The following is a 22826-nucleotide window of genomic DNA, read 5'->3' on the forward strand; positions in this document are numbered from 1 at the left end:
GCCCACGTCACTCTCCCCCATATCCGTCGTCCGCCCGCGCTCAACGCAGGCGACCGCCCTTCAGCTTCGCCTTCTTGATGAGATCGCTATATTGATGCGCAAGCAAGTGGCTTTGAATCTGCGTCACCGTGTCCATCGTCACGTTGACGACGATCAACAGGCTGGTGCCGCCCAGATAGAAGGGGATCTGGAGCGCCGACACCAGATATTCCGGCAACAGGCAGATGATGGTCAGATAGGCCGCGCCGATCACCGTGATCCGGGTCAGCACGTAATCGAGATAGGTCTCGGTGTTCTTGCCCGGACGGATGCCCGGGATGAAGCCGCCATAGCGCTTCAGATTGTCCGCCGTTTCTTCCGGGTTGAACACGACCGCGGTGTAGAAGAACGAGAAGAACACGATGCCCGCGCCGTACAGCAGCATATAGATCGGCGAACCATGCTGCAGATACTGGTTGAGGCTGATGATGAAATCGCCCCAGCGGCTCTCGCCGGCGACGCGCTGCCCCGCGAATTGCGAGATGGTCAGCGGCATCAGCAGCAGCGACGAGGCGAAGATCGGAGGGATCACGCCCGCGGTGTTGATCTTCAGCGGCAGGTGGCTGCGATCGGCCTGCATTCCGCGCTGCGTCGCGCGCTTGGGATACTGGATCAGGATCCGGCGCTGCGCACGCTCCATGAAGCAGATGAACAGCACCAGCACCACGACCGCGACGACGATGCCGATCAGGCGGACCGGATCGATGCTGCCCGAACGGCCACCTTCGAGCAGGTTGACCAGCGTGGTCGGCAAGTGGGCGACGATGCCCGCCATGATGATGAGCGACACGCCGTTACCGATGCCCCGGCTGGTGATCTGCTCGCCCAGCCACATCAGGAACATCGTACCGCCGATCAGCGAGATGACCGCCGCGATGCGGAAGGTCATGCCCGGCTCGATCACCGCCTGGATGCCCTGGCTCGCGCCCAGCGTCTCAAGGCCGACGGCAATGAAATAGCCCTGGATCGCGGTCAGCAACACCGTGCCGTAGCGGGTATATTGGTTCAGCTTCTTGCGGCCGCTCTCGCCTTCCTTCTTGATGGCGGCGAGCTGCGGGCTCAGCGAGGTCGCGAGCTGCACGACGATCGACGCCGTGATGTACGGCATCACGCCCAGCGCGATCAGCGACATGCGGCTGAGCGAACCGCCCGAGAAGGTGTTGAAGAAGTCGAGCACGCCGCCCGTGGTCTTCTGGCTCAGCAGGCCCAGCGCGGTCGGGTCGACGCCCGGCAGCGGCACATAGCTGAGCAGGCGGAAGACGATCAGCGCGCCGATGGTGAACCACAGCCGCTTCTTGAGGTCGGTGGCCTTGGCGAATTTCGCCAGGCTGATGCTTTGCGCCATCTGGTCGGCTGCGGATGCCATAGCTGTTGCGTTATCCTGGAAACGAAAAACGGCGGGATGCGTTTTGAACCGCCCCGCCGCTCATATAGGCGCGAAGACGCGCTTGTCTAACCCGGATGGACAATCCGCCGCTGCCGGTGTGGCGTTTACGCCATCCGACAGCGGCGAATCCGATCCGGTTCAGGCCTTGGCGGCGAGCTTCGCGGCGCGGGTCTTGCCCTTCTTCGCGGCGGCCTTTTCAGCGGCGGGCACGACGTGCGGCACGTCAACCGAGCCACCGGCCTTCTCGACCGCGGCGCGTGCCGAAGCCGACACGCCCTGCACGACGAACGACAGCTTGGCGGTCAGTTCACCCTTGGCCAGCAGACGCACGCCGTCCTTGCCGCCACGCGCCAGGCCGGCAGCCTTCAGCGCGGCATGGTCGATCGTGCCGTCGGTGGCCAGCTTGCCCGAGTCGACCGCCTTCTGGATCGCGCCCAGATTCACCTCGGCATAGTCCTTGGCGAAGATGTTGTTGAAGCCACGCTTCGGCAGACGCATGTGGAGCGGCATCTGACCGCCCTCGAAGCCCGCGATGGACACGCCCTCACGGCTCTTCTGGCCCTTGACGCCGCGACCACCGGTCTTGCCCTTGCCGGAACCGATGCCGCGACCGACGCGGATCTTGGACTTGCGGGCACCCTGGTTGTCGAAAAGTTCGTTCAGCTTCATGATTTGCACTCGCTTTCGCTATTTGCGCGCTGGCCACCATTCCAGAGAATCATGGCCGTTGGATAAAAGGAAGGGGGCCGCATAGCCCCCTTCCCTGTCTTTGTCACGGATTCGATGTGACGGAATCGAGACTGTCTTGCGACAGGTCTCAGTCCACCACCTGAACCATGTGCTGCACCTTGCGGATCATGCCGCGGACTTCAGGGGTGTCCTGAAGCTCGGAGACCTTGTGCATCTTGTTCAGGCCCAGGCCGACGAGGGTCGCGCGCTGGTCCTTGGTGCGGCGGATCGGCGAACCGGTCTGCTTGATCTTGATGGTAGCCATGGTCGCTTACTCCACGACGGCCGCGGCTTCCGCCTCGGCAGTCTGCTGGGTGGCACCGTGACCGCGACCCAGCAGGTCGGCGATCTTCTTGCCACGACGCTGCGCCACCGCCTTGGGCGAGGTCTGCTCGCCAAGGGCCTCGAAGGTGGCGCGGATCATGTTGTACGGGTTCGACGTACCGACCGACTTCGTCACCACGTCGGCGACGCCGAGCGATTCGAAGATGGCACGCATCGGACCGCCGGCGATGATGCCGGTCCCCTGCGGGGCCGAACGCACCGTCACGCGGCCCGCACCGAAATGGCCGTTGCCATCATGGTGCAGCGTGCGACCGTCCTTGAGCGGAACGCGGACCATCGCCTTCTTGGCGGCGGCGGTCGCCTTCGAGATGGCTTCCGGCACTTCGCGCGCCTTGCCATGACCGAAGCCCGCACGTCCCTTGCCATCGCCGACCACGACGAGCGCGGCGAAGCCGAAACGCTTACCGCCCTTCACGGTCTTCGAGACGCGGTTGATGTGGACGAGCTTTTCGATCAGCTCTTCGCCCTGCTCCTCGGTGCCACCGCGACGGTCGTCGCGACGACCACGGTTGCCGTCACGGCCGCCACGGCCGCGGTCACCGCCGCCCGGACCACGGCCACGGCCGCCCCGGGGACCACGACCCTGGGTCGCGTCCTGCGCGGCGCCTTCGGCACCGGCAACGGCCACGTTGTTCTCGTCAGCCATATTAGAACTCCAATCCCGCTTCGCGTGCCGCCTCGGCCAGCGCCTTGACGCGACCGTGGAACAGGAAGCCGCCACGGTCGAAAACGACCTGCGTGACGCCAGCGGCCTTGGCCATTTCGGCCACGCGCTTGCCGACTTCGGTCGCCGCTGCGACGTTCGCGCCCGACTGGCCGCGTGCGTCCTTTTCCAGCGTCGAGGCCGAAGCCACGGTACGACCCGCCTCGTCGTCGATCACCTGGGCATAGATATGCTTGCCCGAGCGATGCACCGACAGGCGCGGACGGGTGCCCGCACGCGCACGCAGCGCGGTACGGTTGCGCCGACGGCGCTTCTCGAAAAGAGAGAGACCCTTGGTCATTACTTCTTCTTCCCTTCCTTGCGGAAGATGAACTCGCCGTCGTACTTGATGCCCTTGCCCTTATACGGCTCGGGCTTGCGCCAGCGGCGGATCTCGGCGGCCAGCTGGCCGACCTTCTGCTTGTCCGCACCGCTGATCTCGACGGTGGTGGCGTCCGGCGTCTTCACCTCGATGCCTTCCGGCACGTCGATATTGACGTCGTGGCTGTAGCCGAGCTGCAGCTTCAGGGTCTTGCCCTGTGCGGCCGCGCGGTAACCGACGCCGGTGATGACCAGCTTCTTGGAGAAGCCAGCGGTCACGCCGGTGACGAGGTTCTGGACCATCGTGCGCTGCATGCCCCAGAACGCGCGGGCGCGCTTGGTGGCATTCGACGGCTGCACCGAAATGGCGTCCGCCTGGACGTCATAGGTGATCTCGTCGACGAGCGGCATGGAGAGGGTGCCCTTGGGACCCTTCACGCTCAGCACCTTGTCGGCGATGGTCGCGGTGACGCCGGCCGGAACCGGGACCGCCTTCTTTCCGATGCGGCTCATCAGAACACCTCCGCCAGGACTTCGCCACCGACATTCTGCTCACGCGCTTCGGCGTCCGACAGAACGCCACGCGGCGTCGACACGATGGTGATGCCCAGGCCGTTGCGCACGCGCGGCAGGTCCTGCGCGCCCGAATAGATACGGCGGCCGGGCTTGGACACGCGCGCGACATGCTTGATCGCGGGCTGGCCCTCGAAATACTTCAGCTCGATGCGGATGCCGGCCGCGGGGCCCATCTGCTCTTCGCTGTAGCCACGGATATAGCCTTCGCGCTGGAGCACGTCGAGCACGCGGGCGCGCAGCTTCGACGCAGGCGTCAGGACGGAGTCCTTGCGCGCGCGCTGGCCATTGCGGATGCGGGTGAGCAGGTCACCCAGGGGATCGGTCACTGCCATCTCAAATGGTCCTTACCAGCTCGACTTGGTGACGCCGGGGATCAGGCCCTTGTTGGCCAGATCACGCAGCATGACGCGAGCGAGACGGAACTTGCGGTAATACGCACGCGGGCGGCCCGTGATCTCGCAGCGATTGCGGATGCGGGTCGGATTGCCGTTGCGGGGGATCTCGGCCATCTTCAGGCGCGCGATCAGACGCTCGGTCTCATCGAGGCTCTGGTCGTTCGCGATCGCCTTCAGCTTCGCGTACTTGCCGGCATACTTCTTGACGAGAAGGCGACGCTTCTCGTTCTTATTGATTGAACTCAGTTTCGCCATGGACTTAAGCTCTTTCTGTAAGGACCCCCTCCCCGGCGTGGAGAGGGGGCAGTCCGGTTACGCCGCCTTCTTCTCGTCGGCAGCGTCTTCCTTGGGGAACGGGAAGCCGAAAAGACGGAGCAGCTCGCGCGCTTCGTCGTCGGTCTTCGCCGAGGTGGTCACGATCACATCCATGCCGCGCACCTTGTCGATGCGGTCATAATTGATTTCGGGGAAGATGATCTGTTCCTTGATGCCGCAGGCATAGTTGCCGCGACCGTCAAAGGACTTGGGGTTCAGGCCGCGGAAGTCGCGAACGCGCGGCAGCGCGATCGTGATGAAACGGTCCAGGAACTCGTACATGCGCTCGCGACGCAGCGTGACCTTCACACCGATCGGCATGCCTTCACGCAGCTTGAACTGCGCGATCGACTTCTTCGCCTTGGTGATGACGGGCTTCTGACCCGCGATCAGCTCCATCTCGGACGCAGCCTGGTCGACGCGCTTCTTGTCCTGCGTCGCTTCGCCCACGCCCATGTTGAGCACGATCTTCTCGATCCGGGGGATCTCGTTGACGTTCTTGTAACCGAACTTGTCGGTCATCGCCTTGATGATGCTATCGTCATAGATAGCCTTCATGCGGGGCTTGTAATCAGCCATCGATCTTCTCCCCGGTCTTGACGGCGACACGGACCTTCTTGCCATCCTGCGTCTCGAAACGGACGCGGGTCGGCTTGCCATCGGCGGTCACGTGCGCGACCTTCGAGATGTGCAGCGGCGCAGCGGTGCGCTCCAGGCCACCCTGCGGGTTCGCCTGGGTCGGCTTGCGGTGACGGGTGGCGATGTTCACGCCGTCCACGACGACCTTGCCGTCCTTCGGCATCGCCAGCGACACGGTGCCGGTCTTGCCCTTGTCCTTGCCGGACAGGACGATGACCTTGTCACCCTTCTTGATGCGTGCAGCGGCCATTACAAAACCTCCGGCGCCAGCGAGATGATCTTCATGTGCTTCTTGCCGCGAAGCTCACGCACGACCGGGCCAAAGATACGGGTGCCGATCGGCTCCTCGTTCTTGTTGACCAGAACGGCCGCGTTTCCGTCGAAACGGATCACCGAGCCGTCGGCACGACGGATGTCCTTGGCGGTACGCACGATCACCGCGCGGTGAACGTCGCCCTTCTTCACGCGGCCACGCGGCTGCGCTTCCTTGACGCTGACGACGATGATGTCGCCGACCGATGCGGTACGGCGCTTCGAGCCGCCCAGCACCTTGATGCACTGCACCCGCTTCGCGCCGCTGTTGTCAGCGACGTCGAGATTGGACTGCATCTGGATCATGGATCCGCTTCCTTCTCTCTTCTGGGGTGGATACCGACCCAACCCCGCCTTAAAAAACGACCCCCGGCGCGGGTGTCCGCGCCAGGGGGAGAGGCCCTGTAGCCACTCCTGGCCCGAAAGGCAAGCGAGTCGCTCGCCGCCCCTCAACCAATCCGCTCTTCACCCCGAAGGGTGGCCCGTTCCTCCCGATCCCCTTTCCCCTGACGGGTCCGCGGAGCCGGGAGGTCAGAGGCGTCAGCCCTCGGCCGAGGCCCGTTCGGGCGTCGAGTGGGTGTTGACCCGCTCGATGACCTTCCAGGTCTTCAGCTTGGAGATCGGGGCGGTCTCTTCGATCCGCACCGTCTCACCGGCCTTGTATTCATTCGCCTCGTCATGGGCGTGATACTTCTTCGACCGACGGATGATCTTGCCGTAGAGGGGGTGCTTGACCTTCCGCTCCACATTGACGACGACCGTCTTGTCGGTCTTGTCCGAGACAATCACCCCGGTCAGCACGCGCTTCGGCATGTGTCTCGGTCCTTACTTGGCAGCCGCAGCGGTGCGCTGCGCCTGGATGGTCTTGATCCGCGCGATATCGCGACGGACTTCCTTGACCCGGCTGGGCTTTTCGAGCTGGCTCGTGGCCGCCTGGAAGCGCAGGTTGAACTGCTCGCGCTTCAGGTTGCCCAGCGCCTCGACGAGCTGGTCGTCGCTCTGGCCGGTATATTCAGTCTTGGCCATTACTCGCCTCCGAGGTGCGAGGTGTCGCCCAGGCGGGCAACGACCTTGGTCTTGATGGGGAGCTTCATCGCGGCGCGCTCAAACGCTTCGGCGGCAATCTTGCCTTCGACACCGTCGAGCTCGAACAGGATGCGACCCGGCTTCACGCGGGCGGCCCAGAATTCCGGCGAACCCTTACCCGAGCCCATGCGGACTTCGGCGGGCTTCGACGAAACTGGCACGTCCGGGAAGATGCGGATCCAGAGACGGCCCTGACGCTTGATGTGACGCGTGATCGCGCGGCGAGCCGCCTCGATCTGGCGCGCGGTGATCCGCTCCGGCTCCATGGCCTTCAGGCCATAGGACCCGAAGTTCAGGCTCGTGCCGCCCTTCGCATCGCCGTGGATGCGGCCCTTGAAGGCCTTGCGGAACTTGGTGCGCTTTGGTTGCAGCATGTTCTTTGATCCTTAGCGGCGATGATCGTCGCGCGCCGGGCGCACGCCGGAGGTCTGAGCCTCCATCATCAGCCGGTCCTGCGCCATGGGGTCATGGCCCAGGATCTCGCCCTTGAAGATCCACACCTTCACGCCGCACACACCATAAGCGGTGTGGGCCTGCGCTTCGGCATAGTCGACGTTCGCACGCAGCGTGTGCAGCGGAACGCGGCCTTCACGATACCATTCGGTCCGCGCGATTTCCGCGCCGCCCAGACGGCCGCCGCAGGTGATGCGGATGCCCTCGGCGCCCAGACGGAGCGCCGACTGCACCGCGCGCTTCATCGCGCGACGGAAAGCGATACGACGCTCGAGCTGGTCGGCGACGCCCTGCGCGACGAGCTTGGCGTCGATCTCGGGCTTGCGGATCTCGACGATGTTCAGCGACACGTCGGACGAGGTCATCGAACCCAGCTTCTTGCGAAGCTTTTCGATGTCGGCGCCCTTCTTGCCGATGATCACGCCCGGACGCGCCGCGAAGATCGAGATGCGGCACAGCTTGGCCGGACGCTCGATGACGACCTTCGAGATCGCGGCCTGGGGCAGCGTCTTCATGATGTACTGGCGGATCTTGAGATCCTCCAGCAGCAGGCGGCCATAGTCATGGCCTTCGGCGAACCAGCGGCTGTCCCAGGTGCGGTTGATCTGGAGACGCAGGCCGATCGGATTGCTCTTCTGACCCATTATGCTTCTTCCTGCTCGCGGACGACGATGCGGAGCCGCGAAAACGGCTTCAGGATGCGGGTCGACTTGCCGCGACCGCGCGTCGCGAAACGCTTCATGGTGATCGACTTGCCGACCGACGCCTCGGCGACGACGAGCGCGTCGACGTCGAGGTTGTGGTTGTTCTCGGCATTGGCGATCGCGGAGGCGAGAATCTTGCGCGCGTCGACAGCCATGGCCTTCTTCGAGAAGGCCAGGATGTTCATCGCGTCGCCGGCCTTCTTGCCGCGGATCAGGCCAGCGACCAGGTTCAGCTTCTGCGCCGAGCCACGGATCTGCGTGCCGACCGACAGCGCTTCCTTCTCACCGACCTTGCGGGGGGATGCGGGCTTGGACATCAGCGCTTACCCTTCTTGTCGGCAGCGTGGCCGGGGAAGTAGCGCGTGGGCGCGAATTCACCGAGCTTCATGCCGACCATGTCCTCGTTCACCGAGACGGGAACGAACTTGCGACCATTGTAGACGTTGAAGGTCAGGCCGACGAACGACGGCAGGATGGTCGAGCGGCGCGACCAGGTCTTGATCGGACCTGCGCGGTTGCCGGCATCCTGAGCCACTTCGGCCTTCTTCAGGAGATGGAGGTCCACGAAAGGACCCTTCCAAACGGAACGAGCCATTGCGTGTTAGCCCTTCTTCTTGGCGTGACGGCTACGGATGATCATCTTGTCCGTCGCCTTGTTGTGACGAGTGCGCGCACCCTTGGTCGGCTTGCCCCACGGGGTGACCGGATGACGGCCGCCCGAGGTCCGGCCTTCACCACCGCCGTGCGGGTGGTCGACCGGGTTCTTCGCCACACCACGGGTCAGCGGACGATGGCCCTTCCAACGGTTGCGACCAGCCTTCGCCAGGTTGGTGTTGCCGTTGTCGGGGTTCGACACCGCGCCGACCGTCGCCATGCACTCGGCACGGATGTAGCGCTGCTCGCCCGAGTTCAGGCGAACGATGACCATGCCCTTGTCGCGACCCACGACCTGCACATAGGTGCCGGCCGAACGTGCAATCTGACCGCCCTTGCCGGGCTTCATCTCGACGTTGTGGACGATGGTGCCGACCGGCATCTGGCCCAGCTCCATCGCGTTGCCCGGCTTCACGTCGGTCTTCTTGCCCGCGACGACCTTGTCGCCGACGGCCAGACGCTGCGGCGCGATGATATAGGCCAGGTTCTCCTTGCCCTCGGCATCGGCGCCGTAGTTGATCAGCGCGATGAAGGCGGTGCGGTTGGGATCATATTCGATCCGTTCCACGGTGCCCTCGACGTCCCACTGGCGACGCTTGAAGTCGATGAAGCGGTAACGCTGCTTGTGGCCGCCCGCGATGCCGCGGCTGGTCACATGGCCCTTGTTGTTGCGGCCGCCGGTCTTGCGCTTGCCTTCGGTGAGCGCCTTGACGGGCGCGCCCTTCCACAGCGCCGAGCGGTCGACGAGGATCAGGCCACGGCGGGCCGGGCTCGTCGGGTTATAATGCTTGAGTGCCATCGCCTCAGATCCCCGTCGTCACGTCAATGGACTGACCGTCCTTGAGGGTGACGATCGCCTTCTTCATGTCGGAACGCTGATAGGGCGCACCCTTCCAACGCTTCGTCTTGCCCTTCTGGACGATCGTGTTCACGCCGGTGACGGTCACGTCGAACAGCGCTTCCACCGCCGCCTTGATCTCGGGCTTGGAAGCACCGGGGGCGACCTTGAACACCACGGCGTTGTGCTCGCTGAGGAGCGTCGCCTTCTCGGTGATGTGCGGCGCAACGATCACGTCGTAATGACGCGGATCGACCGCCTTCTGCTGCTTAGCCATGGAAACGGGCCTCCAGCTTCTCGACCGCCGAGCGCGTCAGCACCAGCGTGTCATGCTTCAGAATGTCGTAGACATTGGCACCGGCGGCCGGAAGGACGTTGATTTCCTTCAGGTTGCCCGCGGCCAGCGCGAACGACGTTTCGACGGCGTCGCCATCGATGACCAGCGCGGTCTTGCCGAAGCCGAGCTTCACCAGATCGCCCTGCAGCGTCTTCGTCTTGTTACCCTCGACGGCCAGATCGTTCATCACGATCAGCGAACCCGCCTTGGCGTGGCTCGACAGCGCCATCTTCAGGCCCAGGGCGCGAACCTTCTTGTTCAGACCCGGGTTGAAGTCACGGACGCGGGCGCCGTGCGCCTTGCCGCCACCGATGAAGACGGGGGCCCGACGATCGCCGTGACGAGCGACACCGCCGCCCTTCTGGCGACCGAGCTTCTTGCCCGAACGTGCGACATCGGCGCGCTCACGGGTGCCGCGCGCGGTGGCGCGACGCTTTTCCAGCTGCCAGGTCACCACGCGGTGCAGGATGTCGGCGCGCGGATCGAGGCCGAAGACCTCGTCGTTGAGCTCGATCTCTGCGGCGTCGGTGCCGGCGAAGGATTGAACCTTGACCTTCACGACTTAGCCCTCCTGGCTCTCGGTGGCTTCCGGAGCAGGCTCGGCAGAAGCGTTGTTGTTGGCGGCCGCCTTGATGCTGGCGGGGAACGGAGCGTCCGCGTGGCGCGAAACCTTGACCGCGTCCTTGACGATCAGCCAGCCACCCTTCGAGCCGGGCACCGAGCCCTTGACGAAGATCAGGCCGCGCTCGACGTCGGTCGACACGATTTCCAGGTTCTGCTGGGTGCGGTTCTTGTCGCCCATGTGGCCAGCCATCTTCTTGTTCTTGAAGACGCGGCCCGGATCCTGACGGTTACCGGTCGAACCATGCGAACGGTGCGAGACCGAGACGCCGTGGGTCGCACGCAGACCACCGAAGTTCCAGCGCTTCATCGCACCGGCAAAGCCCTTACCCTGGGTACGACCCTGGATATCGACATACTGGCCGGGGACGAAATGGTCGGCGGCGATTTCCGCGCCGACATCGAGCAGGCCGTCTTCATCCACCCGGAATTCGACCAGCACCTGCTTGGGCTCGACTTCGGCCTTGCCGAAATGGCCACGCTGCGGCTTGGCAACATTCTTGGTCTTGGCAACACCTGCACCAAGCTGAACGGCGGTGTAGCCGTCACGGTCTTTTTCGCGACGGGAAACGACCTGCACGCCTTCAAGCGCCAGAACGGTGACCGGCACGTGCCGACCATCGTCCTGGAACAGGCGGGTCATCCCCAGCTTCTTCGCGATCACGCCGGTACGCATGATCCTGTTCCTTCCTCGACAGAGGCCCCCAAGAACCATTCAAGGGGGGCGTATCCAGCCCGGATAAAGCGAAACGAGCCCCCGTCCCGGGCTGGCGACCGGCAAGCCGGTCAGACGGGGGACGCTGTCCCCGGCACCACCTTCCCCAGATCAGGTCAGGCCGCCGGGCGGTATCCCTTAAGAGTGCCGGATCGCGGGAGCGATCGCGGCGCGTTTTCCGACAGCTTCAAATCGGGAAACGCCAAAATCCCGTGGGACAGAATCGTCGACCACGGGAATACCGGCCCTCTTACGCCAGCTTGATCTCGACATCAACACCCGCGGCGAGGTCAAGCTTCATCAGCGCATCGACGGTCTGCGGGGTCGGCTGCACGATGTCCAGCATCCGCTTGTAGGTGCGAACCTCGAACTGCTCGCGCGACTTCTTGTCGATGTGCGGACCACGGTTGACCGTGAACTTCTCGATGCGCGTCGGAAGCGGGATCGGACCGCGGATAAGAGCGCCGGTACGGCGCGCGGTGTCGGCGATGTCGCCCGTCGCCTGATCGAGCACGCGATGGTCGAACGCCTTCAGACGAATGCGGATATTGCTGTCCATGATCCCTACCGATGCGAAAGAGCGGGCTTTCCGGCTACCGTCACGGCGGATCACGAACGCGATCGGTTTCCCGACCAGGCATTCGGCGATCCGCCCCGATGGCGACCTTGGGCCGAAACAAACTCTGGGTTGCGGCATGAACGGCGAACCATCCCTGCCCTCACTAAAAGCAAACGGCCGACTCCGGTGTTTCCGGGGCCAGCCGATTCCCTTGAGGGACGTGCCTATACGCACATGACCCGGTGCCCGCAAGAGGGCGAATCCGGTTTTTGTTGGACGCCGGGGCACAAGAGGCGCCGTCCATCGGACGATGACGCGCTCCCCAGTTCCCGAAGCCCAGATAGGCCCGGACAAAGCCCGGGAAGTGCAGCGTCAGGCCACTCGCACCGTGCCCCCCTCGCCTGCCAGCATCGATCGACCAAGCCCGGCGATTCGCCCGATTCAACGGCGGCGGGCACACAACAGAAAAAGGCCGACCCCGTCGCCGGGGCCGGCCCTTTCTCGTCAAGTCCGACGGCTTTCGCCGAAAGGACTTAGGCGTCGATGGCGCTCACAACGCCGGCGCCGACGGTGCGGCCGCCTTCACGGATGGTGAAGCGCTGGCCGACGTCCATGGCGATCGGCGCGATCAGCTTCACGCCCAGTGCGACGTTGTCGCCCGGCATGACCATCTCGGTGCCCTCGGGCAGCTCGACGGTGCCGGTGACGTCGGTGGTGCGGAAGTAGAACTGCGGACGATAGTTCGCGAAGAACGGGGTGTGACGGCCGCCTTCTTCCTTCGACAGGACGTACACTTCCGACTTGAAGTCGGTGTGCGGCTTGATCGAACCCGGCTTGCAGAGAACCTGGCCGCGCTCGACCTGGTCACGTGCAACGCCACGGATCAGCGCGCCGATGTTGTCGCCGGCTTCACCCGAATCGAGCAGCTTGCGGAACATTTCGACGCCGGTGACGGTGGTCTTGCGGGTGTCGTTGATGCCGACGATCTCGACTTCTTCACCAACCTTGATGATGCCGGTTTCGACACGGCCGGTGACGACCGTGCCGCGACCCGAGATCGAGAACACGTCTTCGATCGGCATCATGAACGGCTTGTCGAGCGGACGCTCGGGCTGCGGGATATAGTCGTCGACGGCCTTCATCAGCTCGAGGACGGCTTCCTTGCCGAACTTGTCGTTCGAGCCCGACAGGGCGCAGGTGGCCGAACCCTTGATGACGGGGATGTCGTCGCCCGGGAATTCGTACGAGCTGAGCAACTCGCGGATTTCCAGCTCGACCAGCTCGAGGATTTCCTCGTCGTCGACCAGGTCGACCTTGTTCATGAACACGACCATCGCGGGCACGCCGACCTGGCGGGCCAGCAGGATGTGCTCGCGGGTCTGCGGCATCGGGCCGTCGGTCGACGACACGACCAGGATCGCGCCGTCCATCTGCGCCGCGCCGGTGATCATGTTCTTCACATAGTCGGCGTGGCCGGGGCAGTCGACGTGCGCATAGTGGCGGTTCGTCGTCTCATACTCGACGTGCGCGGTCGAGATGGTGATGCCGCGCTCGCGCTCTTCCGGAGCCTTGTCGATGTTCGCGAAGTCGACGGCGGTGCCACCGGTCGTCTCGGCCAGAACCTTGGTGATCGCGGCAGTCAGCGAGGTCTTGCCGTGGTCGACGTGGCCAATGGTGCCGATGTTGAGGTGCGGCTTGTTCCGCTCGAATTTTGCCTTTGCCATTTTCCTACCTTCTGAATCGAATTCGGTGCCGCATCCGGGGCCACGCGAACGCGGCCCCATAGCGGGTGTTTCAGGTGATTGCCAGCCCTCAAGAGCATTCGCGCCATGGGGGGAGCCCCGGAGCGCGATCCGCCCTTTTAGGCCAACTTCGCCTTCACTTCGTCCGCAACATTCTGCGGCACTTCGTCATAGTGCGAGAACTGCATCGAGTACTGCGCACGACCCTGGGTGAACGAACGGAGCGCGTTCACATAGCCGAACATGTTGGCCAGCGGGACCATCGCCTCGACCGTCTGCGCATTGCCGCGCGTATCGGTGCCCTGGATCTGGCCACGACGGCTGTTCATGTCGCCGATGACGTCGCCCAGATAGTCTTCCGGGGTCACGACTTCGACCTTCATGACCGGCTCGAGCAGCGTGATGCCCGACTTCTGGGCCGCTTCGCGCATCGCGCCGCGGGCACAGATTTCGAACGCCAGCGCCGACGAGTCGACGTCGTGGTACGCACCGTCATACAGCAGGACTTCGAAGTCGATGATCGGGAAGCCGACCAGCGAACCGGTTTCCGCGGTTTCACGGAAGCCCTTCTCGATCGCGGGGATATATTCCTTCGGAATGTTACCGCCCTTGATCTCGTCCTTGAAGACGAAGCCCGATCCACGCTCGCCCGGGGTCAGCTTGACCTTGACGCGGCCGAACTGGCCGGTGCCGCCCGACTGCTTCTTGTGCGTGTAGTCGATGTCGACCGGCTTCTTGAGATATTCGCGATACGCCACCTGCGGCGCGCCGACATTCGCCTCGACCTTGAACTCGCGCTTCATGCGGTCGACCAGAATCTCGAGATGGAGCTCGCCCATGCCCTTGATGATGGTCTGGCCCGACTCGGGGTCCGAGGTCACGCGGAACGAGGGGTCCTCGCGGGCGAGACGATTGAGCGCGACGCCCATCTTCTCCTGGTCGGCCTTGGTCTTCGGCTCCACCGACAGCTCGATCACGGGCTCGGGGAACTCCATCCGCTCGAGGATGATCGGGGCGTTCTGCGCGCAGAGCGTGTCACCCGTGGTGGTGTCCTTGAGGCCCGCCAGCGCGACGATGTCGCCCGCATAGGCTTCCTGGATGTCCTCACGGCTGTTCGCATGCATGAGCAGCATGCGGCCGATCTTTTCCTTCTTGTCCTTCACCGAGTTCAGGACCTGCGACGAGGTTTCGAGCTTGCCCGAATAGATGCGCGCGAAGGTGAGCGAACCGACGAACGGGTCGTTCATGATCTTGAACGCCAGCGCCGAGAAGGGCTCGCTGTCCGACGAAGGACGCTCGTCCGGCGTCTCGCCGTCGAGCTTCACGCCCTTGATGGCGGGAACGTCGAGCGGCGACGGCAGATAGTCGATGACCGCGTCGAGCAGGGGCTGCACGCCCTTGTTCTTGAACGCCGAGCCGCAGACCACGGGGACGAACGCCATTTCCAGCGTGCCCTTGCGGATCAGCTTCTTCAGTTCTTCGACCGACGGCTCGTTACCTTCAAGGTACGATTCCATCGCGGCGTCGTCCTGCTCGACGGCCATTTCGATCAGGTCGCTGCGATACTTCGCGGCCTTCTCGGCCATGTCGGCCGGGATGTCCTGATATTCGAACTTCGCACCCAGCGACTCCTCGAGCCAGATGATCGCGCGGTTCTCGACCAGGTCGACGAGGCCCTTGAAGCCGCCCTCGATGCCGATCGGCAGATACAGGACCGCCGGGCGCGCGCCCAGGCGCTCGATGATCGAATTCACGCAGAAATAGAAGTCGGCGCCGGTGCGGTCGAGCTTGTTGACGAAGCACATGCGCGGCACGCCGTACTTGTCGGCCTGACGCCACACGGTTTCCGACTGCGGCTCGACACCCGCCACGCCGTCGAAGCAGGCGACCGCGCCGTCGAGCACGCGGAGCGAACGCTCCACCTCGATGGTGAAGTCGACGTGCCCGGGGGTGTCGATGATGTTGATGCGGTTGTCGTTCCAGAAACAGGTCGTCGCGGCCGACGTGATGGTGATGCCGCGCTCCTGCTCCTGCTCCATCCAGTCCATGGTGGCGGTGCCTTCATGCACTTCGCCGATCTTGTAGGACTTGCCGGTGTAATAAAGAATGCGCTCGGTCGTCGTCGTCTTGCCGGCATCGATGTGCGCCATGATGCCGATGTTGCGATACTTCTCGAGCGGATGGCTGCGGGCCATGATCGATCTTCCTCAAGCGTAGGGGGGAGCCGGTCGGCCCGGCTCCCCCTTATATAGGCTGTTTGCGTGACCAGCGGAAGACCGCCGGCACCGCGCTTCGAAAAGGTTGCGGCAGAACGGAAATAATCCCGGTCCGCCGCAAGGCCCTTACCAGCGGTAGTGCGAGAAGGCGCGATTCGCTTCCGCCATGCGGTGCGTATCTTCGCGCTTCTTGACCGCGTTGCCGCGATTGTTCGCGGCGTCCATCAGTTCGCCCGACAGACGCGCGGCCATGGTGTTCTCCGAACGGGCACGCGACGCGCCGATCAGCCAGCGGATGGCCAGCGCCTGCGCACGTTCCGGGCGGACTTCGACCGGGACCTGGTAGGTCGCACCGCCGACGCGGCGCGAACGGACTTCGATGCCCGGCTTAATGTTGTTCAGCGCGTCGTGGAACACGCCGATCGGATCGCGCTTGGCGCGCGTCTCGACGGTTTCCAGAGCGCCATAGACGATGGCTTCGGCCACGGACTTCTTACCGTCCAGCATGACCGAGTTCATGAACTTCGACAGGACCACATCCCCGAACTTGGGATCCGGCAGGATTTCCCGCTTTTCGGGACGACGACGACGAGCCATTCTCGTATTTCCTTACAAAACTTCAGCCTTGGATGGTCGAGGAGCCTGATGACAGGCCCGACCGGCTTACTTCGGACGCTTGGCGCCGTACTTCGAGCGGGACTGCTTGCGATCCTTCACGCCCTGCGTGTCGAGGACGCCGCGCAGCACATGGTAGCGCACGCCGGGAAGGTCGCGCACACGGCCGCCGCGGATGAGCACCACCGAGTGCTCCTGCAGGTTGTGGCCTTCGCCCGGGATGTACGAGATGACTTCGCGGCTGTTGGTCAGACGGACCTTGGCCACCTTGCGAAGGGCCGAGTTCGGCTTCTTCGGGGTCGTCGTGTAGACACGGGTGCAAACGCCGCGCTTCTGCGGGTTCTGCTCCATTGCAGGGACCTTGGACTTGGCCTTCTGCAGTTCGCGGCCCTTGCGGACCAGCTGGTTGATCGTGGGCATTGAAGCCTTCACCTTTCCATGAGGTTACTTTGCTGGAGCCATCACAGCACTTCGGAATACAAAAAGGGGCCATCGCGGCTTGCGCCCGGCCCATATTTCGCATCCAGCAATGTTCAAGCTTGCCCGACGGATAAGTCCCGAATCCGGAAAATCCCCTTCGTGCAGTGGCGGGCTATACGCGTGAGTCCCGCCAGGGTCAACGCCCTGTCGGGTCGCAGCCGGGCCGGCCGCCGGAAGCCCCATCGCAAAAATGTCCGAAAATCACCGCAAGGATGCTTGCCCTCGCCGATCAGGCGAGCTAATGGCAGCCGCCTCGCAGGAGTGTAGCTCAGTTGGTAGAGCATCGGTCTCCAAAACCGAGGGCCCACGGTTCGAGTCCGTGCACTCCTGCCACTTTCCCCTGACATCGCCGGATATGGGACGTTGCCGCTGTGGCGGCCATGGATTCGCGTCGATCCCAGATATCGGCCCCCTTTCGCCATGAGATACGCCCGGTCCTTCCACCGCATCGGCGCGGGCCATGCGCCATTCTCCGATCGGCCACGCAAAAAGGGGGCGTCCACCAAGCCGGTGGACACCCCCTTTCCATCCGATCGACGGGCCCAGGCCCGCCCCGATCAGTTGCGGAACAGCGAGTGCGGATCAATCACATCGTCGCCATGATAGGGCGCGCTGACGTCGCGGCTCTGCTGCTCGCGCTCGGCGCGCAGCGACGCCAGCAGCGCCTCGCGGTCGCCTTCCAGCCGCGCGTCGGTGGGTTGCGCATCGCCATTGCCGCCCGTCGTCTTCGCGGCCTTCGCCACCGCCCCGTCCAGCTCGCGCTGGGTGGTCAGACCCAGAGTCACCGGATCCTTGGGCGTGATATTGGCGATGTTCCAGTGGCTGCGGTCGCGGATCGCGGCGATCGTGGTGCGGGTGGTACCGATCAGGTTGCTGATCGCGCCGTCCGAAATCTCGGGATGGTTGCGGATGATCCAGGCGATGCCGTCCGGCTTGTCCTGCCGCTTGCTGACCGGCGTGTAGCGCGGCCCCTTGGTGCGGCGGACCTGCTCGGGGCCCTTAGTCATCTTCAGGCGGTAATCGGGGTTGGCCTGCCCCTTTTCGATCTCGTCCTGCGTCACTTCATGCGCGCGGACGGGATCGCGGCCGGTCAGCTTGGTCGCCGCGGTATCGTCGGCGATCGCCTGCACTTCCAGGATATGAAGGCCGCAGAAATCCGCAATCTGCTCGAAGGAGAGCGAGGTGTTGTCGACCAGCCAGGAAGCGGTCGCATGGGGCATGAGCGGCTGGGCCACGGGGATCACTCCAGTCGGAAAATAAAAGGGCCGCCCCTCACCGGAGCGGCCTTAGCGGCGGCAAACCTAATGCGGGGCGCGCATAAGAGCAAGGTGCGGCGCGGGGAAACTGCCAGCGCGGCCAATACCGCACCCGCCGCCCCTGCGTCAATTGTCGCGGTCGAAGCGGCCAAACGGCAAAAGCTGGGACGCCAGCCGCCGCGTCGCCTGCATGTCCCCGGCCCGGATCGAGGCCAGGACCGTGACGGCGGCGCGCTGCACGATCCGGTCGATCGGAGTCGGCGCCGCCGCCCGCACCGCCGCCTCGGCCAGCGTCTTGCCGCGCGGATCGCGAGGATCGAGCTGAAGACGCAACAGCGCGACCAGTCCCGGAAACATCGCCCGGTCGCCGCCCAGCGCCACCGCCCGGTCGAGCGCCGCGAATCCCGCCGATCGCTGCGCCCCGAGCGCGGCGCGGCCGACGAACGCCCCCAGCTTCTTGACCGCGCCGATATGCCATGCGCCCAGCCCCAGCTGCGCCTCCGCATCGAGGGGATGCTCGGCGATCAGCGCTTCGAATTCGCGCCGCGCCGCCACCGCGTCGCCGCGATTGCCGGTCAGCTTGGCCCGGTAGCCCAGCGCGGTCGCGCGCATCAGCAACGCCTCGCGATCATCGGGCGACCGATGCAGCATATTGCCCGCCGCGGCATAGGCCGCGGCGACCCGCCGTAGCGAGCTCGCCTCGTCATCATCGCTGAACGAAGCCTGGGTCAGGATCTCGCGCGCCGATTGCGCCGCGCAGGGGCATGCGACCAGCAGCGCCGACAGCACCACGCCCAGCCCCGCCATCCATCGTCCCGCTTGCCGCATCCTGCCTCCCTTTGCCCGAGCGCCGCGCCGGGCCCTCTGCCCGGACGTACGATCCTGTGCCGGAAACGCGCCATGCGCCCCGGCCGTGATCGCACGGCTACAGCCTTTGGGTTACGAGATGGTGAGGACGATCTTGCCCAGATGGTCGCCCGCTTCCATCCGTTCATGCGCCTGCGCCGCCTGCGCCAGCGGGAAGCTGCGATCCATGACGGGGCGCAGCGCCCCTTCCTCGACATGCGGCCACACCATGCGCGCCAGTTCATCGGCGACCAGCGCCTTGAACTCGACATCGCGCCCCCGCAGCGTCGATCCGGTCAGCGTCAGGCGATGGCGCATGATGTCCCAGAGCGAGAGTTCGACCTTGGCCCCGCGCTGCACCGCGATCGAGACATGCCGCCCCTCCTCGGCCAGGCACCGGAGATTGCGCGGCACATAATCGCCGCCGACCATGTCGAGGACGATGTCGACCCCCCGGCCGCCGGTAAAGGCCTTCACCTCCTCGACGAAATCGCTGGTGCGGTAGTTGATCGCCTTGGCCGCGCCCAGCTTTTCCGCCTGGGCACATTTATCGTCCGACCCGGCGGTCACGATCACGGTCAGCCCGAACAGCCGGCCCAGCGCGATCGCCATGGTGCCGATGCCGCTGGTCCCGCCATGGACGAGCAGATGATCGCCTTCCCCGGCATAGGCCCGCTGGAAGACATTGGTCCACACGGTGAACAGCGTTTCGGGCAGCGCCGCCGCCTGTTCCATCGACAGGCCCCGCGGCACCGGAAGGCACAACCCGGCATGGGCGACGGCATATTGGGCATAGCCGCCCCCCGCGACCAGCGCGCACACCGGCTGTCCCAGCAGTTCCGAACCGACATCCGCGCCGATCGCCACGACCTCGCCCGCGATTTCCAGCCCGGGAATCGAGGGCGCGCCCGGCGGCGGCGGATAATGGCCCTGGCGTTGCATCACGTCGGGACGGTTCACGCCGGCGGCGGCGACGCGGATCAGCACCTCGCCCGGCCCCGGCCTGGGCGTGGGGCGTTCGACAGGAACCAGGACTTCGGGGCCCCCCGCGGTCTCCGGATCGATGGCCAACATCCCGTCGGGAATCTCGGCGATGCTCTTCATCTCGTCCCTTTCGCCACGGCGATCCATCCACTGACCTACGACGTGCATAAACCGCCCCCTTCGCCGTGGCTCTATCGGGTCAGTTATTGACATCGCCAACGGCCGGGTCAACGCTGGTTCCCATTATGGAACAGGATGATTCTCCGATCCGCATCCCCGACAGCTTGACGGCGCTGACCCAGGCCGACCTCGATCCGCTGTCGCTTGCCGAACTGGAGCTGCGGGTCGCCACGCTGGAGCGGGAGATCGACCGGACCCGACGCCATATGGATCACGCCGTGCGCCACCGCGCCAGCGCGGACGCGTTGTTCAAGCGGTGAGGCATCGGGGCCCGGCCTGGCGCTTCGCCGCCTTTCGCCGATGCCCGTGCCCGATGTCGCGCGCCGCGAAAGGCTCCGCCCGACACGCTTTGTTCACGGCCGCCATGCCACCTATGCTTGATGCCGGGGTTCCGCATCCCGACATTGGTCGAAACGAAGCGCCTCTCCCCCGCGCTTCGACTGGAGTATCGTAGATGCCATCTTTCGCTCCCGCGCTCGAGACCACGCTCCACAAGGCGCTGGAAGCCGCGACCGTGCGGCGCCACGAATATGCCACGCTGGAGCATCTGCTGCTGGCGCTGATCGATGACGAACATGCCTCGAAGGTGATGGAGGCCTGCCATGTCGACCTGGGCGAGCTGAAGGCCACCGTCGCCCAGTATCTCGATGCCGAGCTCGACGCGCTGAAGGTCGAGGCGGCGACCGACCCCTCCCCCACCAGCGGGTTCCAGCGCGTGGTCCAGCGCGCGATCCTGCACGTGCAGTCGTCGGGCCGCGACGAGGTGACCGGCGCGAACGTGCTGGTCGCGCTGTTTTCCGAGCGCGAATCCTATGCCGTCTATTTCCTGCAACAGCAGGACATGAGCCGGCTGGATGCCGTCAGCTTCATCAGCCACGGCGTCGGCAAGGGCGGCGCGACCGCCGAATCGGCTCCGCCCAAGGGCGCGGAAGAGGAAAAGCCCGCCAAGGCGCCCGAAAAGGGCAAGGGTGAGAGCGCGCTCAAGCAGTTCACCGTCGACCTCAATGAAAAGGCGAAGGCTGGCAAGGTCGATCCGCTGATCGGGCGGGGGCCGGAGGTGGACCGCACGGTCCAGATCCTGTGCCGCCGGTCGAAGAACAATCCGCTCTATGTCGGCGATCCCGGCGTCGGCAAGACCGCCATCGCCGAGGGGCTGGCGCGCAAGATCGTCGAGGGCGACGTGCCCGAGGTGCTGAAGAACGCCGTCATCTACTCGCTCGACATGGGCGCGCTGCTGGCGGGCACCCGCTATCGCGGCGATTTCGAGGAGCGGCTGAAGGCGGTCGTCAACGAGCTGGAAAAGATGCCCGACGCGGTGCTGTTCATCGACGAGATCCACACCGTCATCGGCGCGGGCGCGACCAGCGGCGGGGCGATGGACGCGTCCAACCTGCTCAAGCCCGCACTGTCGGGCGGCACGATCCGCTGCATCGGTTCGACCACCTATAAGGAGTTCCGCAATCACTTCGAAAAGGACCGCGCACTGCTGCGCCGGTTCCAGAAGATCGACGTGAACGAACCGACGATCGAGGATACGATCAAGATCCTGACCGGATTGCGCTCGGCGTTCGAGGATCACCATCAGGTCAAATACACCCCCGACGCGATCAAGTCGGCGGTAGAGCTGTCGGCGCGCTACATCAACGACCGCAAGCTGCCCGACAAGGCGATCGACGTGATCGACGAGGTCGGCGCGATGCAGATGCTGGTGCCGGTCAGCAAGCGCAAGAAGACGATCACCCCCAAGGAGATCGAGGCGGTGATCGCCACCATGGCGCGCATCCCGCCCAAAAGCGTGTCGACCGACGACCGCCAGCAGCTCGAAACGCTGGAGACCGACCTCAAGCGCGTGGTGTTCGGCCAAAATGCCGCGATCGAGAATCTGTCCTCGGCGATCAAGCTGAGCCGGGCGGGCCTGCGCGATCCCGACAAGCCGATCGGCAACTACCTCTTCACCGGCCCCACCGGCGTCGGCAAGACCGAGGTGGCGCGCCAGCTCGCGACGATCCTGGGCATCCCGCTCCAGCGGTTCGACATGTCCGAATATATGGAGCGTCACTCGGTCAGCCGTCTGATCGGTGCCCCTCCGGGCTATGTCGGCTATGACCAGGGCGGGCTGCTGACCGACGCGGTCGACCAGAATCCGCATTCAGTGCTGCTGCTCGACGAGATCGAGAAGGCGCATCCCGACCTGTTCAACATCCTGTTGCAGGTGATGGACAATGGCAAGCTGACCGATCACCACGGCAAGACGGTCGATTTCCGCAATACGATCATCATCATGACGACCAATGCGGGTGCCGCCGACATGGCGCGCGAGACGGTCGGCTTCGGCAACCTCACCCGCGAGGGCGAGGATGAGCAGGCCGTGCAGAAGATGTTCACGCCGGAATTCCGCAACCGCCTCGATGCGATCGTGCCCTTCGGCTATCTTCCGCCCGAGGTCGTCGCGCGGGTGGTGGACAAGTTCATCCTCCAGTTGGAACTCCAGCTGGCGGATCGCAACGTCCATATCAGCCTGGACGACGCGGCGAAGAACTGGCTCACCGAAAAGGGCTATGACCGGCTGTACGGCGCGCGTCCGATGGGCCGCCTGATCCAGGAGAAGATCAAGCAGCCGCTGGCCGAGGAACTGTTGTTCGGCAAGCTGGTCCATGGCGGCGAGGTGACGGTGCGGATGAAGGACGGCGCGCTGTCCTTCGCGATCGAGCCCGCCGCGCCCAAGAAGCCGCGCAAAAAGGGCGGCAAGCCCGCGGAAGTCGACGCGGGATGATCGCGA

The 22826-nt window shown here is 64.7% G+C and carries 31 protein-coding genes and 1 tRNA gene; 3 read left to right on the forward strand and 29 right to left on the reverse strand.

All coding sequences use genetic code 11. The annotated features are described in order from the left end of the window. Positions 1-40 precede the first annotated feature (40 nt). The 26 genes from secY to rpsL form a co-directional block, all read right to left on the reverse strand. Positions 41-1405, reverse strand: coding sequence for a preprotein translocase subunit SecY (secY, locus tag RN629_RS00675; RefSeq protein WP_407033353.1), 1365 nt, complete (start codon positions 1403-1405; stop codon positions 41-43). A gap of 159 nt (positions 1406-1564) precedes the next feature. Beyond that, on the reverse strand, positions 1565-2095 hold the full coding sequence (gene rplO / locus RN629_RS00680; protein ID WP_407033354.1) for a 50S ribosomal protein L15: 531 nt from the start codon (positions 2093-2095) through the stop codon (positions 1565-1567). 148 nt (positions 2096-2243) lie between these two features. After that, positions 2244-2420 (reverse strand): 50S ribosomal protein L30, encoded by a 177-nt coding sequence (gene rpmD, locus RN629_RS00685; protein ID WP_407033355.1) that lies wholly within the window; start codon positions 2418-2420, stop codon positions 2244-2246. 6 nt (positions 2421-2426) lie between these two features. Beyond that, entirely contained in the window at positions 2427-3146 is a 720-nt protein-coding gene (gene rpsE, locus RN629_RS00690; protein WP_407033356.1) for a 30S ribosomal protein S5, read from the reverse strand. Between the two features lies 1 nt (position 3147). After that, entirely contained in the window at positions 3148-3504 is a 357-nt protein-coding gene (gene rplR / locus RN629_RS00695; protein ID WP_056430739.1) for a 50S ribosomal protein L18, read from the reverse strand. Beyond that, positions 3504-4037, reverse strand: coding sequence for a 50S ribosomal protein L6 (rplF, locus tag RN629_RS00700; protein WP_407033357.1), 534 nt, complete (start codon positions 4035-4037; stop codon positions 3504-3506). The genes rplR and rplF overlap by 1 nt, the downstream gene beginning before the upstream one ends. Next, positions 4037-4432, reverse strand: a complete 396-nt coding sequence (gene rpsH / locus RN629_RS00705) for a 30S ribosomal protein S8 (protein WP_058716515.1) — start codon at positions 4430-4432, stop codon at positions 4037-4039. The genes rplF and rpsH overlap by 1 nt, the downstream gene beginning before the upstream one ends. A 12-nt stretch (positions 4433-4444) precedes the next feature. Then, positions 4445-4750 carry a 30S ribosomal protein S14 gene (gene rpsN, locus RN629_RS00710; protein WP_007406083.1) on the reverse strand — a complete coding sequence of 102 codons (306 nt, stop codon included), beginning with the start codon at positions 4748-4750 and terminating at the stop codon, positions 4445-4447. A 57-nt stretch (positions 4751-4807) separates the two neighbouring features. Beyond that, positions 4808-5389, reverse strand: a complete 582-nt coding sequence (rplE, locus tag RN629_RS00715; RefSeq protein ID WP_037569379.1) for a 50S ribosomal protein L5 — start codon at positions 5387-5389, stop codon at positions 4808-4810. Then, positions 5382-5699 (reverse strand): 50S ribosomal protein L24, encoded by a 318-nt coding sequence (gene rplX / locus RN629_RS00720; protein WP_007406132.1) that lies wholly within the window; start codon positions 5697-5699, stop codon positions 5382-5384. The genes rplE and rplX overlap by 8 nt, the downstream gene beginning before the upstream one ends. Continuing rightward, the gene (rplN, locus tag RN629_RS00725; RefSeq protein ID WP_007406105.1) at positions 5699-6067 is read right to left on the reverse strand and encodes a 50S ribosomal protein L14; all 369 of its coding nucleotides are present in this window, start codon (positions 6065-6067) and stop codon (positions 5699-5701) included. Before rplN ends, rplX begins: the two co-directional genes overlap by 1 nt. Positions 6068-6301: 234 nt before the next feature. Continuing rightward, complete coding sequence (gene rpsQ, locus RN629_RS00730; protein ID WP_407033358.1) at positions 6302-6574, reverse strand: 30S ribosomal protein S17; 273 nt, start codon at positions 6572-6574, stop codon at positions 6302-6304. Between the two features lie 12 nt (positions 6575-6586). Next, entirely contained in the window at positions 6587-6787 is a 201-nt protein-coding gene (rpmC, locus tag RN629_RS00735) for a 50S ribosomal protein L29 (protein WP_007406063.1), read from the reverse strand. Then, positions 6787-7221 carry a 50S ribosomal protein L16 gene (rplP, locus tag RN629_RS00740; protein ID WP_230481238.1) on the reverse strand — a complete coding sequence of 145 codons (435 nt, stop codon included), beginning with the start codon at positions 7219-7221 and terminating at the stop codon, positions 6787-6789. The genes rpmC and rplP overlap by 1 nt, the downstream gene beginning before the upstream one ends. 12 nt (positions 7222-7233) lie before the next feature. Beyond that, entirely contained in the window at positions 7234-7944 is a 711-nt protein-coding gene (gene rpsC, locus RN629_RS00745) for a 30S ribosomal protein S3 (protein WP_007406047.1), read from the reverse strand. Continuing rightward, on the reverse strand, positions 7944-8321 hold the full coding sequence (gene rplV, locus RN629_RS00750) for a 50S ribosomal protein L22 (protein WP_407033359.1): 378 nt from the start codon (positions 8319-8321) through the stop codon (positions 7944-7946). Before rplV ends, rpsC begins: the two co-directional genes overlap by 1 nt. Continuing rightward, on the reverse strand, positions 8321-8599 hold the full coding sequence (gene rpsS, locus RN629_RS00755) for a 30S ribosomal protein S19 (RefSeq protein ID WP_037569384.1): 279 nt from the start codon (positions 8597-8599) through the stop codon (positions 8321-8323). Before rpsS ends, rplV begins: the two co-directional genes overlap by 1 nt. Before the next feature lie 6 nt (positions 8600-8605). Then, the gene (gene rplB, locus RN629_RS00760; RefSeq protein ID WP_407033360.1) at positions 8606-9457 is read right to left on the reverse strand and encodes a 50S ribosomal protein L2; all 852 of its coding nucleotides are present in this window, start codon (positions 9455-9457) and stop codon (positions 8606-8608) included. A gap of 4 nt (positions 9458-9461) precedes the next feature. Further along, entirely contained in the window at positions 9462-9773 is a 312-nt protein-coding gene (locus RN629_RS00765; RefSeq protein WP_407033361.1) for a 50S ribosomal protein L23, read from the reverse strand. Next, positions 9766-10392 carry a 50S ribosomal protein L4 gene (gene rplD, locus RN629_RS00770; RefSeq protein ID WP_341505342.1) on the reverse strand — a complete coding sequence of 209 codons (627 nt, stop codon included), beginning with the start codon at positions 10390-10392 and terminating at the stop codon, positions 9766-9768. The genes RN629_RS00765 and rplD overlap by 8 nt, the downstream gene beginning before the upstream one ends. A gap of 3 nt (positions 10393-10395) precedes the next feature. Then, complete coding sequence (gene rplC / locus RN629_RS00775; protein ID WP_407033362.1) at positions 10396-11130, reverse strand: 50S ribosomal protein L3; 735 nt, start codon at positions 11128-11130, stop codon at positions 10396-10398. A gap of 289 nt (positions 11131-11419) precedes the next feature. After that, positions 11420-11728, reverse strand: coding sequence for a 30S ribosomal protein S10 (rpsJ, locus tag RN629_RS00780; RefSeq protein WP_007406109.1), 309 nt, complete (start codon positions 11726-11728; stop codon positions 11420-11422). Positions 11729-12261: 533 nt separating this feature from the next. Further along, a complete protein-coding gene (tuf, locus tag RN629_RS00785) occupies positions 12262-13452 on the reverse strand; it encodes an elongation factor Tu (protein WP_407033363.1) in 1191 nt (396 codons plus the stop codon). A gap of 137 nt (positions 13453-13589) precedes the next feature. Continuing rightward, positions 13590-15665, reverse strand: coding sequence for an elongation factor G (gene fusA, locus RN629_RS00790; RefSeq protein WP_407033364.1), 2076 nt, complete (start codon positions 15663-15665; stop codon positions 13590-13592). A gap of 147 nt (positions 15666-15812) precedes the next feature. Then, positions 15813-16283, reverse strand: a complete 471-nt coding sequence (rpsG, locus tag RN629_RS00795; RefSeq protein WP_007406077.1) for a 30S ribosomal protein S7 — start codon at positions 16281-16283, stop codon at positions 15813-15815. A 66-nt stretch (positions 16284-16349) separates the two neighbouring features. After that, positions 16350-16721 carry a 30S ribosomal protein S12 gene (rpsL, locus tag RN629_RS00800; RefSeq protein ID WP_007406072.1) on the reverse strand — a complete coding sequence of 124 codons (372 nt, stop codon included), beginning with the start codon at positions 16719-16721 and terminating at the stop codon, positions 16350-16352. Between the two features lie 317 nt (positions 16722-17038). Between rpsL and RN629_RS00805 the strand changes: the two genes are divergently transcribed. Continuing rightward, positions 17039-17114: transfer RNA gene (locus RN629_RS00805), tRNA-Trp, on the forward strand. Positions 17115-17338: 224 nt separating this feature from the next. Here the strand turns inward: RN629_RS00805 and RN629_RS00810 are convergent. From RN629_RS00810 to RN629_RS00820, 3 genes are all read right to left on the reverse strand, one after another. Then, the gene (locus RN629_RS00810; protein WP_407033365.1) at positions 17339-18016 is read right to left on the reverse strand and encodes a DUF1013 domain-containing protein; all 678 of its coding nucleotides are present in this window, start codon (positions 18014-18016) and stop codon (positions 17339-17341) included. Positions 18017-18163: 147 nt separating this feature from the next. Continuing rightward, entirely contained in the window at positions 18164-18865 is a 702-nt protein-coding gene (locus RN629_RS00815; protein ID WP_407033366.1) for a hypothetical protein, read from the reverse strand. Positions 18866-18976: 111 nt separating this feature from the next. Then, entirely contained in the window at positions 18977-19987 is a 1011-nt protein-coding gene (locus tag RN629_RS00820; protein WP_407033367.1) for an NAD(P)H-quinone oxidoreductase, read from the reverse strand. Positions 19988-20112: 125 nt separating this feature from the next. On the opposite strand from RN629_RS00820, the gene RN629_RS00825 reads away from it, so the two are divergent. Both RN629_RS00825 and clpA read left to right on the forward strand, forming a co-directional pair. Continuing rightward, positions 20113-20307 carry a DUF1192 domain-containing protein gene (locus RN629_RS00825; protein WP_407033368.1) on the forward strand — a complete coding sequence of 65 codons (195 nt, stop codon included), beginning with the start codon at positions 20113-20115 and terminating at the stop codon, positions 20305-20307. Positions 20308-20501: 194 nt separating this feature from the next. Continuing rightward, positions 20502-22820, forward strand: coding sequence for an ATP-dependent Clp protease ATP-binding subunit ClpA (gene clpA / locus RN629_RS00830; protein WP_407033369.1), 2319 nt, complete (start codon positions 20502-20504; stop codon positions 22818-22820). The last annotated feature ends 6 nt before the right edge of the window (positions 22821-22826 follow it).

The sequence above is a fragment of the Facivitalis istanbulensis genome, assembly GCF_040560405.1.
Classification (GTDB): Bacteria; Pseudomonadota; Alphaproteobacteria; order Sphingomonadales; family Sphingomonadaceae; genus Sphingomonas; species Sphingomonas istanbulensis.